The organism is Streptomyces sp. NPDC041968 (genome assembly GCF_055589025.1).
On sequence record NZ_JBVJCB010000008.1, the window covers coordinates 381,014 to 395,547 of the forward strand.

At 74.0% G+C, this 14,534-nt stretch carries 12 protein-coding genes and 1 pseudogene; 7 read left to right on the forward strand and 6 right to left on the reverse strand.

The window, feature by feature from the left end:
- Positions 1-256: 256 nt before the first annotated feature.
- Together ACZ6EG_RS21835 and fxsA are read left to right on the forward strand one after the other, a co-directional pair.
- Positions 257-1,198 (forward strand): polyprenol monophosphomannose synthase, encoded by a 942-nt coding sequence (locus ACZ6EG_RS21835; RefSeq protein WP_469606696.1) that lies wholly within the window; start codon positions 257-259, stop codon positions 1,196-1,198.
- A gap of 45 nt (positions 1,199-1,243) precedes the next feature.
- Positions 1,244-1,816, forward strand: a complete 573-nt coding sequence (gene fxsA, locus ACZ6EG_RS21840; RefSeq protein ID WP_391970376.1) for an FxsA family membrane protein — start codon at positions 1,244-1,246, stop codon at positions 1,814-1,816.
- A 120-nt stretch (positions 1,817-1,936) separates the two neighbouring features.
- Here the strand turns inward: fxsA and ACZ6EG_RS21845 are convergent, their stop codons facing one another.
- The 4 genes from ACZ6EG_RS21845 to yczE all read right to left on the reverse strand — a co-directional run bounded on the left by ACZ6EG_RS21845 (position 1,937) and on the right by yczE (position 5,443).
- On the reverse strand, positions 1,937-2,311 hold the full coding sequence (locus ACZ6EG_RS21845) for an RNA polymerase-binding protein RbpA (RefSeq protein ID WP_003977404.1): 375 nt from the start codon (positions 2,309-2,311) through the stop codon (positions 1,937-1,939).
- A 277-nt stretch (positions 2,312-2,588) separates the two neighbouring features.
- On the reverse strand, positions 2,589-3,935 hold the full coding sequence (locus ACZ6EG_RS21850) for an MFS transporter (RefSeq protein ID WP_391970377.1): 1,347 nt from the start codon (positions 3,933-3,935) through the stop codon (positions 2,589-2,591).
- Between the two features lie 72 nt (positions 3,936-4,007).
- The gene (locus ACZ6EG_RS21855; protein WP_391970378.1) at positions 4,008-4,784 is read right to left on the reverse strand and encodes a glycerophosphodiester phosphodiesterase family protein; all 777 of its coding nucleotides are present in this window, start codon (positions 4,782-4,784) and stop codon (positions 4,008-4,010) included.
- Positions 4,781-5,443: a membrane protein YczE gene (yczE, locus tag ACZ6EG_RS21860; protein WP_391970379.1), complete on the reverse strand. Its 663-nt coding sequence runs from the start codon at positions 5,441-5,443 to the stop codon at positions 4,781-4,783. Before yczE ends, ACZ6EG_RS21855 begins: the two co-directional genes overlap by 4 nt.
- A 101-nt stretch (positions 5,444-5,544) precedes the next feature.
- Between yczE and ACZ6EG_RS21865 the strand changes: the two genes are divergently transcribed.
- Positions 5,545-7,047 carry an SCO1417 family PLP biosynthesis transcription factor gene (locus tag ACZ6EG_RS21865; protein ID WP_391970380.1) on the forward strand — a complete coding sequence of 501 codons (1,503 nt, stop codon included), beginning with the start codon at positions 5,545-5,547 and terminating at the stop codon, positions 7,045-7,047.
- Between the two features lie 607 nt (positions 7,048-7,654).
- Here ACZ6EG_RS21865 and ACZ6EG_RS21870 read toward each other — a convergent pair.
- Positions 7,655-9,211: pseudogene (locus tag ACZ6EG_RS21870) on the reverse strand (hypothetical protein); the annotation flags it as partial.
- A 52-nt stretch (positions 9,212-9,263) separates the two neighbouring features.
- Complete coding sequence (locus tag ACZ6EG_RS21875; RefSeq protein WP_003977410.1) at positions 9,264-9,458, reverse strand: hypothetical protein; 195 nt, start codon at positions 9,456-9,458, stop codon at positions 9,264-9,266.
- Between the two features lie 320 nt (positions 9,459-9,778).
- On the opposite strand from ACZ6EG_RS21875, the gene ACZ6EG_RS21880 reads away from it, so the two are divergent.
- From ACZ6EG_RS21880 to ACZ6EG_RS21895, 4 genes are all read left to right on the forward strand, one after another.
- Complete coding sequence (locus ACZ6EG_RS21880; protein WP_391970381.1) at positions 9,779-10,171, forward strand: ankyrin repeat domain-containing protein; 393 nt, start codon at positions 9,779-9,781, stop codon at positions 10,169-10,171.
- A 334-nt stretch (positions 10,172-10,505) separates the two neighbouring features.
- A complete protein-coding gene (locus ACZ6EG_RS21885) occupies positions 10,506-11,924 on the forward strand; it encodes a HEAT repeat domain-containing protein (RefSeq protein ID WP_469606704.1) in 1,419 nt (472 codons plus the stop codon).
- Between the two features lie 233 nt (positions 11,925-12,157).
- Positions 12,158-13,285 (forward strand): glycosyltransferase family 4 protein, encoded by a 1,128-nt coding sequence (locus tag ACZ6EG_RS21890; RefSeq protein WP_391970383.1) that lies wholly within the window; start codon positions 12,158-12,160, stop codon positions 13,283-13,285.
- The gene (locus ACZ6EG_RS21895; protein ID WP_391970384.1) at positions 13,282-14,448 is read left to right on the forward strand and encodes a glycosyltransferase; all 1,167 of its coding nucleotides are present in this window, start codon (positions 13,282-13,284) and stop codon (positions 14,446-14,448) included. Before ACZ6EG_RS21890 ends, ACZ6EG_RS21895 begins: the two co-directional genes overlap by 4 nt.
- Positions 14,449-14,534: the final 86 nt, after the last annotated feature.

Genomic DNA, 14,534 nt, shown 5'->3' on the forward strand with positions numbered 1-14,534 from the left:
TTCCCGCCGGTCGGGAGGTGTGACCCGGGTGGGGCCCGGGCGCTCAGTAGACAACGGCTTTCGGTCGATCCGCAGCCAGCGGGTCCCAGGTCGGCCCGAAGGGCGCCGGGCCCCCATCCGCAGCGGTAACGGTCCGCAAGCGTGCATCCCTACCCCGGTCCACGGGAAACGACACCGCCGTACGCACGTCCTGTCACGTCGGCGCAGGCCGCGGCCATTAAGGTGGTGCTCTGCGTACGGACATGAAGGGGCAGCGGTGAACGACGGCGACGGGACGCCCGCGGCAGCGGGGCGGGGGAGGCGGTTCGATCCCCTGGGTACGGCCTTGGTGATCATCCCGACCTACAACGAGGCGGAGAACATCAAGGCGATCGTCACGCGCGTGCGCGAGGCGGTCCCCGAGGCGCACGTCCTCGTGGCCGACGACAACAGCCCGGACGGCACGGGCAAGCTCGCCGACGAGCTGGCCGCCGGGGACGACCACGTCCAGGTCCTGCACCGCAGGGGCAAGGAAGGCCTGGGCGCCGCCTACCTCGCGGGCTTCCGCTGGGGCCTGGAGCACGGCTACGGCGTGCTGATCGAGATGGACGCCGACGGTTCCCACCAGCCCGAGGAACTGCCCCGCCTGCTCACCGCCCTCAAGGGGGCCGACCTGGTGCTCGGTTCCCGCTGGGTGCCCGGGGGCCGGGTGGTGAACTGGCCCAAGTCCCGCGAGTTCATCTCCCGGGGCGGCAGCATGTACTCGCGCCTCGCGCTCGACCTGCCGCTGCGCGACATCACCGGCGGCTACCGCGCCTTCCGCCGCGAGACCCTGGAGGGCCTCGGCCTGGACGAGGTCTCCTCGCAGGGCTACTGCTTCCAGGTCGACCTCGCCCGCCGGGCGATCAAGGCCGGCTACCTCGTCGTCGAGGTGCCGATCACCTTCGTCGAGCGCGAGCACGGCGACTCCAAGATGAGCCGCGACATCCTCGTGGAGGCCCTCTGGCGGGTCACCACGTGGGGTGTGGGGGAGCGGGTCGGCAAGGTCCTGGGGCGCGACAAGCAGCCCGACAGGGCAGCGGGTGAGCCGACCGCCGGAGCGTCCCACGAGAGGGCCGCGGACCGGACGGAGCCGGCGTCGGGGCCGTCCGGAGAGGGCGCCCAGAGGCAGCCCGGGAAAAGCGACAAGTCGACCCCGGCGCCCGACGAGAGCGCCTGACGCCCCCTTACGCCGCGCTGAGCCGGGGGCAGGCACACTGGGGGTATGACGACTGGCGCTCAGACCCCCAGGTCCCCCGCCCGGCCCCCCCGCTCCCGCCTGCGCGCGTTCCTGCCGTTGGGTGTCGCCGCCTGGCTCGTGCTGGAGATCTGGCTGCTGACCGTGGTCGCGGGCGCCTCCAGCGGCTTCGTGGTCTTCCTGCTGCTGGTCGCGGGCATCGTCCTCGGCTCCGTCGTCATCAAGGCGGCGGGCCGCCGAGCCTTCCGGAACCTGACCCGGACGGTGCAGCAACAGCAGTCCGGCATGCCCCCCGAGGCCCGGCCGAACAGCGAGGGCAACGGCCTGATGATGCTGGGCGGGCTGCTCCTGATCCTCCCCGGCCTGATCTCGGACGCGCTGGGGCTGCTCATGCTGCTGCCCCCGGTCCAGAAAGCGGTGAGCCGGTACGCGGAGCGGACGGTGGAGCGCAAGCTCCGTGAGGCCCGTCCCGGCACCCTGGGCGACGCCTTCCGCCAGGCCCGCATGCACCAGCCGGACGGCAAGGTCGTCCAGGGCGAGGTCGTGCGCGACGACCCGGACGACGCCCCGCAGGGCCCCCGCCCGCCGCTGGCGCGCTGAGCGGAAGCGTGCCGCCCGGGGGAGCGGTCCTCTGACGGCACGCGGCAGCAAAAACCGCAGGTGCCGTACGTGAGGTTCACGTACGGCACCCGCGGTGTGTTCGTTGCCTACGGTTTCCCGCTACGCACTCTTGCGGCTGTCACGCGGATGCACCGCGATGTTCATCGCGCCGGAGCGCAGAACGGCCAGCCGCTCCTCGAGGACCTCTTCGAGTTCCTCGCGGGTGCGGCGCTCCATCAGCATGTCCCAGTGCGTACGCGCGGGCTTGGCCTTCTTTTCCTCAGGGCCGTCGCCGTCCACGAGGAGTGCCTGGGCCCCGCAGACCTTGCACTCCCACTCCGGCGGGATCTCCGCCTCCACCGAGAAGGGCATCTCGAACCGATGCCCCTTCTCGCATGCGTACTCCACGGCCTGGCGCGGGGCCAGGTCGATGCCGCGGTCCGTCTCGTAGCTGGTCACCACGAGGCGCGTGCCGCGAAGAGCTCGCTCACTCATGAATCGTGCCTCCCGGGCTTGTCGCCCACAGGACAGGTGTCGCTGTCGTCGTCATCCGGTCAACGTCCGGGCGGCGGTAAAGATTCCCGTCCCGACTCCCGTTCCGGGCGTCTGCGTCGCCGTCGCAGTCGCAGCCTTGCTCCAGTGCAGTACCCGCCGACGCCCGGTTTGTCACCTCTGCTAACAGATGTGACATAGCGTTTCGGCGCCATTGACGCGCAGTAACGGTACGCCTGGCAGGCCAAACGCGTACACTACAGCGCTTTCGTGCCGAGTGCTAAATCCTCGCCGGTACGGGATTGCCCGCGTCGTCGATGGCCCGCCGCACCGGGACCCGCGCGAGCAGCGCGAAACCGATGACGAAGAACGCCACCAGGGAGATGATCGCGTCCCGGTAGCTCCCGGTCAGCTGGTAGGTGAGACCGAACAGCAGGGGCCCCAGCCAGCTCATCCCGCGGTCGCTCAACTCGTACGCCGAGAAGTACTCGGCCTCCTTGCCGGGCGGCACCAGGTGGGAGAAGAGGGAGCGGGACAGCGCCTGGCTGCCGCCGAGGACGAGTCCGATCCCGGCGGCCAGCACGAAGAACCACACCGGTTCCCCGGCCGGCAGGAAGTACCCGGCCGCGAGGGTCACCGTCCAGGCCACCAGCGACCCGAGGATCGTGCGCTTCGCCCCGTACGCGCGGGCCAGCCTGCCGAGCGCCAGCGCGCCCGCCACCGCCAGGAGCTGCACCAGCAGCACGGCCACGATGAGCGTGGACTGCCCGAGGCCGAGTTCCTCGGAGCCGTAGACCGAGGCCTGGGAGATCACCGTCTGGATGCCGTCGTTGTAGACGAGGTACGCCAGCAGGAAGGCCAGGGTCAGCGGGCGGCGGCGCATGTCGCGGACGGTCGCCGCGAGCTGCCGGAAGCCCGGCAGCGCCGCCGCGCGCGCGGGGACGCGGCGGTCGCGCAGCCGTCGCAGCGGGATCAGCGCGAAGGCGCCCCACCAGAGTCCGGCCGACGCCAGGCAGACGCGGACCGCCGCGCTCTCGCTCAGCCCGAAGGAGTCGTGGGCGGTGTAGAGGATCAGGTTCGCGACCAGGACCAGCGCCCCGGCCGCGTAGCCGAAGGCCCAGCCCCGCGAGGAGACCGCGTCGCGTTCTTCGGGCCGGGCGATCTGGGGGAGGTAGGAGTTGTAGAGCATCATCGCCACGGACTGCGCGGCGTTGGCGACGACCAGGAGCAGTCCGCCCAGCAGGTAGCGGTCGCCGTCGAGGAAGAACATGGCGGTCGTCGCCCCCGCGCCGGTGTACGCGGCGGCGGCCAGCAGCGGCTTCTTGCGCCCGGAGCGGTCGGCCGCGGCGCCCACCAGGGGCATCACGAGCACCGCGACGATCACCGACAGCGAGACCGAGTACGCGAAGAAGGACCCGGCGCGCACCGGAATGCCGAGCGGGTGGACATAGCCGTCCGGGCCCGCCGCCGACTCGGCGACCGACGTCAGATAGGGGCCCAGGAACACGGTGAGCACGCTGGTGGAGTAGACCGAGCACGCCCAGTCGTAGACGTACCAGCCGCGCTGCTCGCGCCGTCGGCCGTCCGCGTCGTCGGCCGCGTCCGTCCTCAGGGTGTCGGTACCCACCCGTGCCCTCGCCTCCCCGGGAGCGCGCGACGCCCGGGCTCCGGTCGCGGGCCCAGGCGGTCCCCGACGGTCTCAGACCCAGACGCCGCGGTCCTCCATGACCTCGCGCAGTGTGTCGATGTGATCGGTCATGATGCCATCCACTCCCAGGTCCAGGAGCCGGTGCATCCGGTCGGGATCGTTCACCGTCCACACGTGCACCTGGAGCCCGCGGGCGTGGGCGGCGCGCACGAAGCGGTGGTCGACCACCTGGATGCCCGACTGGGCCTCGGGCACCTGCGCCGCGACCGCCGAACGGCGCAGGGCGGCCGGCACGCCCCACGAGCGCAGCCGCAGGTTGAGGACGCCCCGGGTGCCGTACGAGGTGGCCAGGCGCGGGCCGGCCAGGCGCTGGGCGCGGACCACGCGTGCCTCGGAGAAGGAGCCGACGCAGATCCGGTCCCAGCTGCCCGTCCGTTCGATCAGCTCCAGCAACGGCAGCAGCGCCGACTCCGCCTTGACGTCGATGTTCCAGCGCACCTCGGGGAAGGTCTCCAGCAGCTCCTCGAAGAGCGGCACCGGCTCCTCGCCCGCCACGCGCGCCCGGCGCACCCTCTCCCACGGGAGGTCGGCGATCCGCCCGGCCCCGTCCGTCACCCGGTCCAGGGTCGCGTCGTGGAAGGCGACGAGCTTCCCGTCCCGGGTCGCGTGGACATCGGTCTCGATGTACCGGTAGCCCGCCTCGACCGCGCGCCGGAACTGCCGGAGGGTGTTCTCCAGGCCGTCCGCCGCCCCACCGCGGTGGGCGAAGGCGATCGGTCCGGGGTGGTCCAGATAGGGGTGGCGGGGGTGGCGTATCGGGGTGGTCACCGACGCAGTATCGCGTGGCGGGGTTGAGCGGCGGCAACCACCGTGCTGCCGCCGGATGCCGGCGGGACGGCGAACAGGCGCAGGAACACCTGGGCGAGCGGGCCGATCGTCACGGCGTACAGCAGGGTGCCGACACCCACCGTGCCGCCGAGGGCGAAGCCCGTAGCCACCACGGTGATCTCGACGGCGGTCCGCACCAGACGCACCGAGAGGCCCGTCCGCCGGTTCAGCCCGGTCATCAGGCCGTCCCGCGGGCCCGGACCGAACCGAGCGGCGATGTACAGGCCGGTCGCCGCGCCGTTCAGGACGATCCCCGCCACCATCATGGTGATCCGCGCCGTCCAGCCGTGGGCGTCGGGCACGACGGCCAGCGTCGCGTCCATCGCGGCGCCGATCACCAGCACGTTGGAGACCGTGCCGAGGCCCGGGCGCTGGCGCAGCGGGATCCACAGCAGCAGCACGGCCGCGCCGACGACGGTCAGCACCAGGCCCATCGACAGGCCCGTGCGCTCGGCGAGGCCCTGGTGCAGCACGTTCCACGGCTCCAGACCGAGCCCGGACGCGACCAGCAGCGCCGAACTCGCGCCGTACAGGACGAGGCCGCCGTAGAGCTGTGTCAGTCGCCGCGTGAGATGCCGCGGTCCGGATCGCCTGGACATGAAATGCCCCCTGGGTGGTGGTAGTGGCCTGCTGCATGACACCCTGTGGCTTGGTAAGCAGAGCCAACCAGGGCCAATTCGGGGAAGGTGGACTGATTTCCATGGCGCAGTGGACTTCTGCCGTGGGGGCGGGACAGCTCGCGCGGCTGCTCGGTTCCCAGCAGGACCGCCCGGCCGGGCCCGGCACCCGCCGTCCGCCGGCCTACCGCGCGCTCGCCGACGGCGTCCGCCTGCTCGTCCTGGAAGGGCGCGTCCCCGTCGCCGCCCGGCTGCCCGCCGAACGCGAGCTGGCCCTCGCCCTGACCGTCAGCCGCACCACCGTCGCCGCCGCCTACGAGGCCCTGCGCGCCGAGGGCTTCCTGGAGTCCCGGCGCGGCGCGGGGAGCTGGACCGCGGTCCCGGCCGGCAACCCCCTGCCCGCGCGCGGCCTGGAGCCCCTGCCCCCGGAGGCCCTCGGGTCGATGATCGACCTCGGCTGCGCGGCGCTGCCCGCGCCCGAACCCTGGCTGACCCGGGCGGTGCAGGGCGCGCTGGAGGAACTCCCCCCTTACGCGCACACCCACGGCGACTATCCGGCCGGACTGCCCGCGCTGCGCTCGATGATCGCCGAGCGCTACAGCGCGCGCGGCATCCCGACCATGCCCGAGCAGATCATGGTGACCACGGGGGCCATGGGCGCGATCGACGCCATCTGCCACCTGTTCGGGGGCCGCGGCGAGCGCATCGCCGTGGAGTCGCCGTCGTACGCCAACATCCTCCAGCTGATGCGTGAGGCCGGGGCCCGGCTCGTCCCCGTCGCGATGGCCGAGGGGCTCACCGGCTGGGACGTGGACCGCTGGCGCCAGGTGCTGCGCGACGCCGCGCCCCGCATCGCGTACGTGGTCGCCGACTTCCACAACCCCACCGGCGCGCTCGCCGACGACGACCAGCGGCGGCGGCTGGTGGACGCCGCCCGCTCGGCGGGGACGGTGCTCGTGGCCGACGAGACGATGAGCGAGCTGTGGCTGGACGACGACGTCGAGATGCCGCGCCCGGTGTGCGCCTTCGACCCGGCCGGTTCCACGGTCGTCACCGTCGGCTCCGCCAGCAAGGCGTTCTGGGCGGGCATGCGCATCGGCTGGGTCCGCGCCGCGCCCGACGTGATCCGCAGCCTGGTCGCCGCGCGCGCGTACGCGGATCTGGGCACGCCGGTACTGGAACAGCTGGCGGTGAACTGGCTGTTCAGCACCGGGGGCTGGGAGCAGGCTGTGGCGGTGCGCCGCGCACAGGCCCGGCAGAACCGGGACGAGCTGGTGGGCGCGGTGCGGCGGGAGCTGCCCGACTGGGAGTTCGAGGTGCCGCGCGGCGGGCTCACGCTGTGGGTGCGGACCGGGGGGCTCTCGGGCTCCCGGCTCGCCGAGGCGGGGGAGCGGGTGGGGGTGCGGGTCCCCTCCGGGCCGCGGTTCGGGGTCGACGGGGCCTTCGAGGGCTATGTCCGGCTGCCGTTCACCGTGGGCGGCGCGGTGGCCGAGGAGGCCGCGGCGCGGCTCGCCGCGGCGGCCCGGCTGGTGGAGAACGGCGGCGTCGGCGGCGGTGGCGAGGGGCCGCGGACGTTCGTGGCGTAGCGGGGACGCGGCGACCCCGGCGACGGGACCCGGGCGCCCCCTCCGTCGGGCGGCCCGGATCCCGGCGAACCGGGACCGCGGTGTGACGCGTGGGTCAGGAGGTCTCCGCCGCGACCGCCTCGGCCGGGACCTTCTCCGTGCGGACCGGGCCGATGGCCGCTGACGTCTCCGAGGGGGTCTGCGCGACGGTCGCCGCTTCCAGCGCGACCGGCGCCGGCGGGGCGTCCGCCAGGGGCTTTCCGGGCTCGTCCGGCTCGCCGGGCTCCTCCGTCCCGGACCGGGACTCCGCCGGGGTGCCCGTCTCCCTCGTGGCGGGGGTGCTGGTCCTGTCGGCGGCGACGGTCTTGTCGGTGACCCCGGTCGTGACGGTGAGGACGGCCTTGTCGAGGGCGATGACCTTGTCGGGGGAGGCGGCCTTGCCAGGGGCGACGGCCGTGTCGGGGGAGGTGGCCTTGTCGGTGGCGACGGTCTCCCCGGTCGGGCCGTGCTTCCCGGTCGTGTTGCCCTTCTCGGTCGTGTCGCCCTTCTCGGTGGTGTCGGCTCGGTCGGCGGTGTCGCCTCTTCCGGTGGTGGCGGTCTCCGCCTGAGTCGTAGTCCCGGACTCGCCCTCCGCCTCCGCCTCCGCCGGCACCGGGGCCCGCTCGCCGTCCGCGGGCGTCGTGCGGGGCGGGAGCAGGTCGAGGACGGCCTGCCGCTGAGCCTCGCTGGTGGCGTCGTCGTAGGGGTCCGGGGTGGCCGGGACCTGGAGGCGGTGCACCGGGCCGGTGCCCAGGCGGGCGTAGCCGCGACCGGGCGGAACCTGTTCGACGGGGGTGGTGTGCGGCGGCGCACCCAGCACGGCCGCGAGTTCGTCCGCGGTGGCCGGGCCGAGGACGACCCGCGCGCGGGTGTGCTGCCGTACGGCGTCGCCCAGGCCGGCCAGGGCGTCCAGCTGGTCCGCGACGACCACCGTCACGTTCGCGGCGCGGCCGTGGCGCAGCGGGACCTGGAGCAGGGTCTGCGGGTCTCTGCGGCCGTCCGCGGAGGCCAGGTGCGCGAACGCGCTCGGCCGGTCGAGGAAGATCCACAGGGGCCGCCGGGTGTCGTCGGGCGCCGGCCGGCCCTCCTGACGAGCCCGGTTGACGGCGATCAGCCGCCGTTCCGTCTCGGCCGCCGCCCACTCGAGGCTGGTCAGCGCCCCGGTGAGGCCGCACTCGACGGCGAGCACGCCGTCCCGGCCGACCAGGCAGGCGTACTCGCCGGTGCCGCCGCCGTCGACGATGAGCAGGTCGCCGTGGTGCACCGCCTGCAGCGCGACCGAGCGGAGCAGGGTGGAGGTGCCTGTTCCGGGCTGGCCCAGCACGAGCAGATGGGGTTCGGTCGAGCGGATGCCGGTGCGCCAGACCACCGGCGGTACGTCCCGTCGCTCCTCGCCGTGGGTGAGCGGGAGCGTGCGCTGGACCCGGGTCGGGTCGGTGAAGCCGAGGACGGTCTCGCCGGGCGCCGTCACGAACCGCTGGGCGGCGATGTCGGTGGGCAGCGCGGTGAGCACGTCGACCGAGAGGTGGTTGGCCTCCTCGTTCCACGCGAAGTGGTATTCGCGCCCTCGGCCGGACTTCGCCGCGAGCAGGTGCTCGATGCGCGCCCGGGACTCGGCCTCCCCGTCGGTGAAGAACGCGGGGTAGCGGATCACCAGGTGGGCGAAGCGGCCGTTGTCGTCGAACTCGTACGCCGGGAAGGCCTTCTCCCACTCGCCGCCGTGGGCGTAGAGGGGGTCGGGGTCCTCGGCGAGCGAGAAGTAGGGGACCAGGGCCTCGTAGAGGGACTGGAGGCGCTGGGTCTGGGAGTCGTCGGGGCCCTCGGGCTCCGCCGGGGTGCGGTCCCGGCCCTGCCAGGCAGCCGCCGCCATCAGGCTGATGGCGGCCAGCAGCGGGCCGTACGGCACGAGTGCCACGACCAGGACCACCGAGGCCACCAGGAACAGCAGCGCGCCGCGCCGGTCCTTGGGGGTCTCGGTCCATCTGCGCCGCGCGGCCGCGGCCAGGCGGCGCAGACCTCGGGCGATCGTGATCAGTGGCTGGAGGACGTCGGTGGCGCTGTCGGCCGCCGTCCGGGCCAGCTCCCGGCTTCGGGCGAGCTGTGCGCCGCCGTTGCTCAGAATGCGGGGGAGGGGCCGCCGGGCCACTGCTGCCTCCTGGAGGTGCGTACGTGCGGATGTCGGGCGGTGGTGCGGGCCGTCAGAACTTGATTCCGCCGAGGAGGCCCGCCAGGCTCTCGCCGCCCGCCTTGATGCTCGGGGCGATGGCGGTGCTCGCGAGGTAGAACCCGAAGAGGACCGCGACGAGCGCGTGGGAGGCCTTGAGGCCGTCCTTGCGGAAGAAGATGAAGACGACGATGCCGAGCAGGACCACGCCTGAGATCGAGAGGATCATGTGAGTTCTCCTGGTTCGCGGGGACAGTCACCATGAGTACTTCCAGGATCACAGCATGTATCCATACGATTAAAGGTGCAAATGGGGGAAATTCGGCGAATTTGCCCCGGGTGGCGTAGCGCTTCTCTCGGCCGGTTGAGCAGGGCGGTTGCGCCCTGCCGGGTCCGTGCTGATCTTTACCTCGGGCACGTCGGCTGGGGTGCGGCACGAGCCGCTACCCTGGCGATTCACTCGTACGGCCGCGCCGCTCGCCGCCGTACGCACACCCAGTCCCCAACGTTCACGTCGTGAAGCGTTCGTAGTGAGAGGTGGTCCGGCCGATGAGCGAAGCCCCCGACCCCGAGGTCGTGGAGCTGGCGACCAAGATCTTCGATCTGGCCCGTCAGGGGCGGACCGAGGAACTGGTGGCGTACGTCGACGCCGGTGTGCCGGCCAACCTCACCAACGACCGCGGCGACTCCCTCGTCATGCTCGCCGCCTATCACGGCCACGCCGACGCGGTGCGTGCCCTGCTGGCGCGCGGCGCCGAGGCCGACCGCGTCAACGACCGCGGGCAGACGCCGCTCGCCGGCGCCGCCTTCAAGGGCGAGGCGGAAGTGACCCGGGCGCTTCTGGAGGCCGGCGCCGATCCGGCCGCGGGCACTCCGTCGGCCGTGGACACGGCGCGGATGTTCGCCCGCACGGAGCTGCTGGAGCTGTTCGGCGTCCAGTGACCGGGCGCCGGGCCGGTACTGCTCCGGATCGGCTCTACCCATCCTGACCAGGTAAAACACGAATAACGGGGGAGGCGGTACCGGGCCGCCGTAATTTCGGTCGCGGCAGATGTGACCGCCGGGTCATCATGACGACGTGGTTCACGGACGCGATGGCTGGGCAGGTGTTGCCGCACCGCGCGGGCCGTGACACGGCCCGCACGGGCCATCGACGAGAGGCAGAGGAACATGGTCTTCAGCAAGCAAGAGACGGTGGGCGCTTCGACGTGTCGGCGTACGGCCAGGTAACGCGTGGTTCCCGGTTGCGTCGACGCTTGATGTGAGGCTGTTTCCCATGTTCGATCCGGTCATAGCGCCCAGCGGTACGCTGCTCGGCCTGCTTCAGCGGGGTCGCGGCGACGGCACGCTGCACGCGCTCACCGCCCCGCGGGCCGAGGCGCTCGCGGCACTGAACCACTGTGTGCTCCACGACCCCCGCCACGACTGGCAGGTCGAGAACCGCTCCCTCTACTACGCCCGGCTCTACCTCGACCTCAACGGCGAGCTGGACGCGATCGAGGCCCACCTCTTCGACCCCGAGGACGTCCTCGACTCCGACGAGTCGCGCACCGGGCTGGCCCTCGCCGTCCTCGGCCACCTCGCGTCCTACGGCAGGCTCGACGCGCTCGAGCTGCTGCGCAGGTACGCCGCCCGCGGCGTCAACTGGGCGTGGGCCCTGGACGAGCTGGCGCTGCGCGACGACGACGCCGGACTGCGCGCCCTCGCCGCGCCCGTCCTGGCGCGCTTTTCACGCGATCCCGAGGGCGACGCCGAGCTGGCCGTCGCCGTCCGCGACGCCTTCGAGCCCCGCCCCTGGCGTCTTTGGGCCGACGATGCGCGCGAGTCGATCGCCGCGCGTGTGCGGGCCGCCCAGGAGACGGGGTGCTTCGACCGCTGGCAGCGGCAGATGAGCCCCGCCGGACCGCGTCCGGGCTGGAGCGTGCGCGCCGTGTTCGAGTGGGCCGACCAGGGCGTCGAGCGGGGCGCCGCGCTCCATGTGCCGGCCGCCCGGTGCCTCACGGCCGTCGCCGGCCCCGAGGACCGGCCCGAGATCGTCCAGGCCGCGCGCTCCGGCGACGAGGGGGCCCGCTGCACCGCCCTGCGCTATCTCGCCGACGGCAACGACCCGGACGCCCTCGACCTGATCGAGGGCGCCGTGACCACCGGCCCGGCCCCGGTCGTGGAGGCCGCCGTGGCCGCCTTCGAGCGGATGCGCAGTCTTTCCGCCGTCGCCGCCGCACGCCGCTGGGTGCACCGGCCGGACGCCCTGGGCGCCGCCGCCGGTCGCGTACTCGCCTGCCGGGGCGGAGCACAGGACCGCGACCTCGTCCTCGCCGCCCTGCGGGAGGCGGTGCGGGGCGAGGGGCCCGACGCCCAGACCCTGTGGACCCTCGTCGACGGCACCGGACGGCTCGGCATCGCCTGCGCCGCACCCGTACTGCGCCACGTCTACCGGGAGACCGCCTCCTCCCACCTGCGTGGCCGAGCCGCCCGAGCGCTGGCCGCCACCGACCCGTCCTTCGCCGCGGGGTTCGCCATCGAGTGCCTGTGGGACTGCGAGGAGACCACCCGCGAACTCGCCGCACGCCACGCCGAGACCGGCGACAACCGGGTCGTCGAGCGGCTGCGCAGGCTGGCCGCCGATCCGGCCGAGGAGGACGAGGTCCAGACGGCCGTACGCAGCCGCTTCGGCCCCGACGCGCCCGCCGTGTGACGGACGGGCCCGGTGACTCGCCGGGCGGGGTGGTGCGAGCGGCGGCCCCCACCTGGCGCCGCCCTCGTCCGCGGGTGGTGGCGCCCGTGGGTGAACGGCGGATGGCCCGCGCGTTCGACGGGCATGGCCGATGTCCGACCCGCTCGGGTGGGCAGGGCAACGCTCATGGGACGTTCCCCGCCCGGAAAGATCGACGTTGACGCGAGCACGTCCGGTCCGGCGACAACACCGGTATGCGTGTCGTCATCGTGACCGAATCCTTTCCCCCCGATGTGAACGGCGTGGCCCACTGCGCGCTCCAGACCGCCCGGCACCTCGTCGACCGCGGTCACGACTGCGTCGTCGTCGCTCCGGCCACCGCCCCCGGCAACGCCGCGGACGCCTCCGCCCCGTGCCCCCTCGTCCGCGTCCCCTCCCTCCCGCTCCCCGGCTACCCCCAGGTCCGCGTCGCCCTCCCCAGCCGCCGCGTGGCCGCCGCGATCGCCGAGCACCGCGCCGACCTGGTCCACCTGGCCGGCCCCTTCGTCCTCGGCGTCCGGGGCATGGCCGCCGCCGCCCGGCTCGGCGTCCCCGCCGTGGCCGTCTACCAGACCGACCTCGCCGGATACGCCCGTACGTACATGGGCGCGGGGGAGGCGGCGGCCTGGCGGCGCCTGCGCTCCGTGCACTCCGCCGCCGACCTCACCCTCGCCCCCTCCGGCGCGGCCCTGCGCGACCTGAGGGCGCACGGCGTGCCCAGGGTCGCGCTGTGGCCCCGCGGGGTGGACACCCTCCGCTTCCGGCCCGACCGGCGCGACGAGGCACTGCGCCGCGAACTCGCCCCGAACGGCGAACTGATCGTCGGCTACGTCGGGAGGCTCGCCCCCGAGAAGCAGGTGGAGCTGCTGTCCGGCGTCTGCGGCCTGGACGGCGTACGCGTCGTGGTCGTCGGGGACGGGCCCAGCCGGCCGGGCCTGGAGCAGGCGCTGCCGGGCGCGGTCTTCCTCGGCCGCCGTACCGGCGACGACCTCGCCCGGATCTTCGCCTCGCTGGACGTCTTCGCGCACACCGGCCCCTTCGAGACGTTCTGCCAGACCGTGCAGGAGGCCATGGCCAGCGGTGTGCCCGTCGTCGCGCCGGCCGCGGGCGGCCCGCTGGACCTCGTCGCACCCGGGCGGACCGGCCTGCTGGTACCGCCGCGCGACGCCGCCGCCGTACGGGACGCGGTGTGGTCCCTGTCCGCCGACCCCGTACTGCGGGCCGCGTACGGGGCCGCCGGGCGGACCGCCGTGGAGGGGCGCACCTGGGCGGCCGTCGGCGACCGGTTGATCGGGCACTACACGGACGTGCTCGTCTCCCGGAAGGCGGTGCTGGCGGCATGAGCGCCCTGCGGATCGTCCGCCTCGCCAACTTCGTGGCGCCCGCGTCCGGAGGGCTGCGCACCGCGCTGCGTGAGCTGGGCAAGGGCTTCCGGGCGGCCGGACACGACCCCGTCCTGGTCGTCCCCGGCGAGCACGCCGACGACCGGGAGACCGAGCAGGGCCGGGTGATCACCCTCCCCGGACCACTGCTGCCGGGTACCGGCGGCTACCGCGTCCTGACCGACAGGCGGCGGGTGGCCGCACTCCTGGAGGAGCTGGCCCCCGACCGCCTGGAGGTGTCCGACCGCACCACCCTGCGCTGGACCGGCAAGTGGGCCCGGCGGGCCCGGGTCCCCGCCGTGATGGTGTCCCACGAGACCGCCGACGGCGTGCTGCGCACCTGGGGCCTGCCCGAGCGCACCGCCCGCCGCACGGCGGACGCCCTCAACACCCGCACGGCGCACACCTATGCGCGCGTGGTGTGCACCACGGAGTTCGCCGAGCGGGAGTTCGTCCGCATCGGGGCCCGCAACGTCGTACGGGCTCCCCTGGGCGTCGATCTGGCCGGGCGTCACCCGGCGCTGCGCGATCCGGCTCTGCGCGCCCGGCACGCGCGCGTGGACGAGACCCTGCTGGTCATGTGCTCCCGGCTGTCCGTGGAGAAGCGGCCCGGCACGGCGCTCGACGCGCTGGCCGCGCTGCGCCGGCGCGGGGCGCGGGCGGTGCTGGTGGTCGCCGGGGACGGACCGCTGCGGCCACGTCTCGAACAGCGGGCGCGGGAGAGGGGGCTGCCCGTGACCTTCCTCGGACACGTCGCCGACCGCGCGGTGCTCGGCGCGCTCCAGGCGTCCGCCGACGTGTGCCTGGCGCCCGGGCCGGCCGAGACCTTCGGACTGGCCGCGCTGGAGGCGATGGCGTGCGGCACCCCCGTGGTGGCCAGCGCGTCGTCGGCGCTGCCGGAGGTGATCGGCTCCGCCGGCGCCGTCGCCGCCGACCGCGGGGAGGCCTTCGCGGACGCCGTGGAACTGCTCCTCGGGCGCCGGGAGGCGGACCGGCGCCGGGCCGCACGCGCGCGTGCCGAGTGCTTCGGCTGGGACGCGGCGGTCGAGGCGTTCCTGGCCGCGCACGAGGCGACGGCGGCGACGGCTCCCGCGTCTCCCGTACCGCCGAGGCCCGTGCCGTGAGGCACGGCCTCTCCCCCCGCTCCCGCCGGGTTCGCGGGTCTGCTGCGGGGCGGAGGCTCCGGGCGGGGGCCTCGGCGCGGCGCGGG

Coding starts and splice junctions, on each gene's coding strand:
- ACZ6EG_RS21885 (WP_469606704.1), top strand. CDS start 10,506: ATGTTCGATCCGGTCATAGCGCCCAGCGGTACGCTGCTCGGCCTGCTT.
- ACZ6EG_RS21880 (WP_391970381.1), top strand. CDS start 9,779: ATGAGCGAAGCCCCCGACCCCGAGGTCGTGGAGCTGGCGACCAAGATC.
- ACZ6EG_RS21865 (WP_391970380.1), top strand. CDS start 5,545: ATGGCGCAGTGGACTTCTGCCGTGGGGGCGGGACAGCTCGCGCGGCTG.
- ACZ6EG_RS21895 (WP_391970384.1), top strand. CDS start 13,282: ATGAGCGCCCTGCGGATCGTCCGCCTCGCCAACTTCGTGGCGCCCGCG.
- fxsA (WP_391970376.1), top strand. CDS start 1,244: ATGACGACTGGCGCTCAGACCCCCAGGTCCCCCGCCCGGCCCCCCCGC.
- ACZ6EG_RS21875 (WP_003977410.1), bottom strand. CDS start 9,458: ATGATCCTCTCGATCTCAGGCGTGGTCCTGCTCGGCATCGTCGTCTTC.
- yczE (WP_391970379.1), bottom strand. CDS start 5,443: ATGTCCAGGCGATCCGGACCGCGGCATCTCACGCGGCGACTGACACAG.
- ACZ6EG_RS21845 (WP_003977404.1), bottom strand. CDS start 2,311: ATGAGTGAGCGAGCTCTTCGCGGCACGCGCCTCGTGGTGACCAGCTAC.
- ACZ6EG_RS21890 (WP_391970383.1), top strand. CDS start 12,158: ATGCGTGTCGTCATCGTGACCGAATCCTTTCCCCCCGATGTGAACGGC.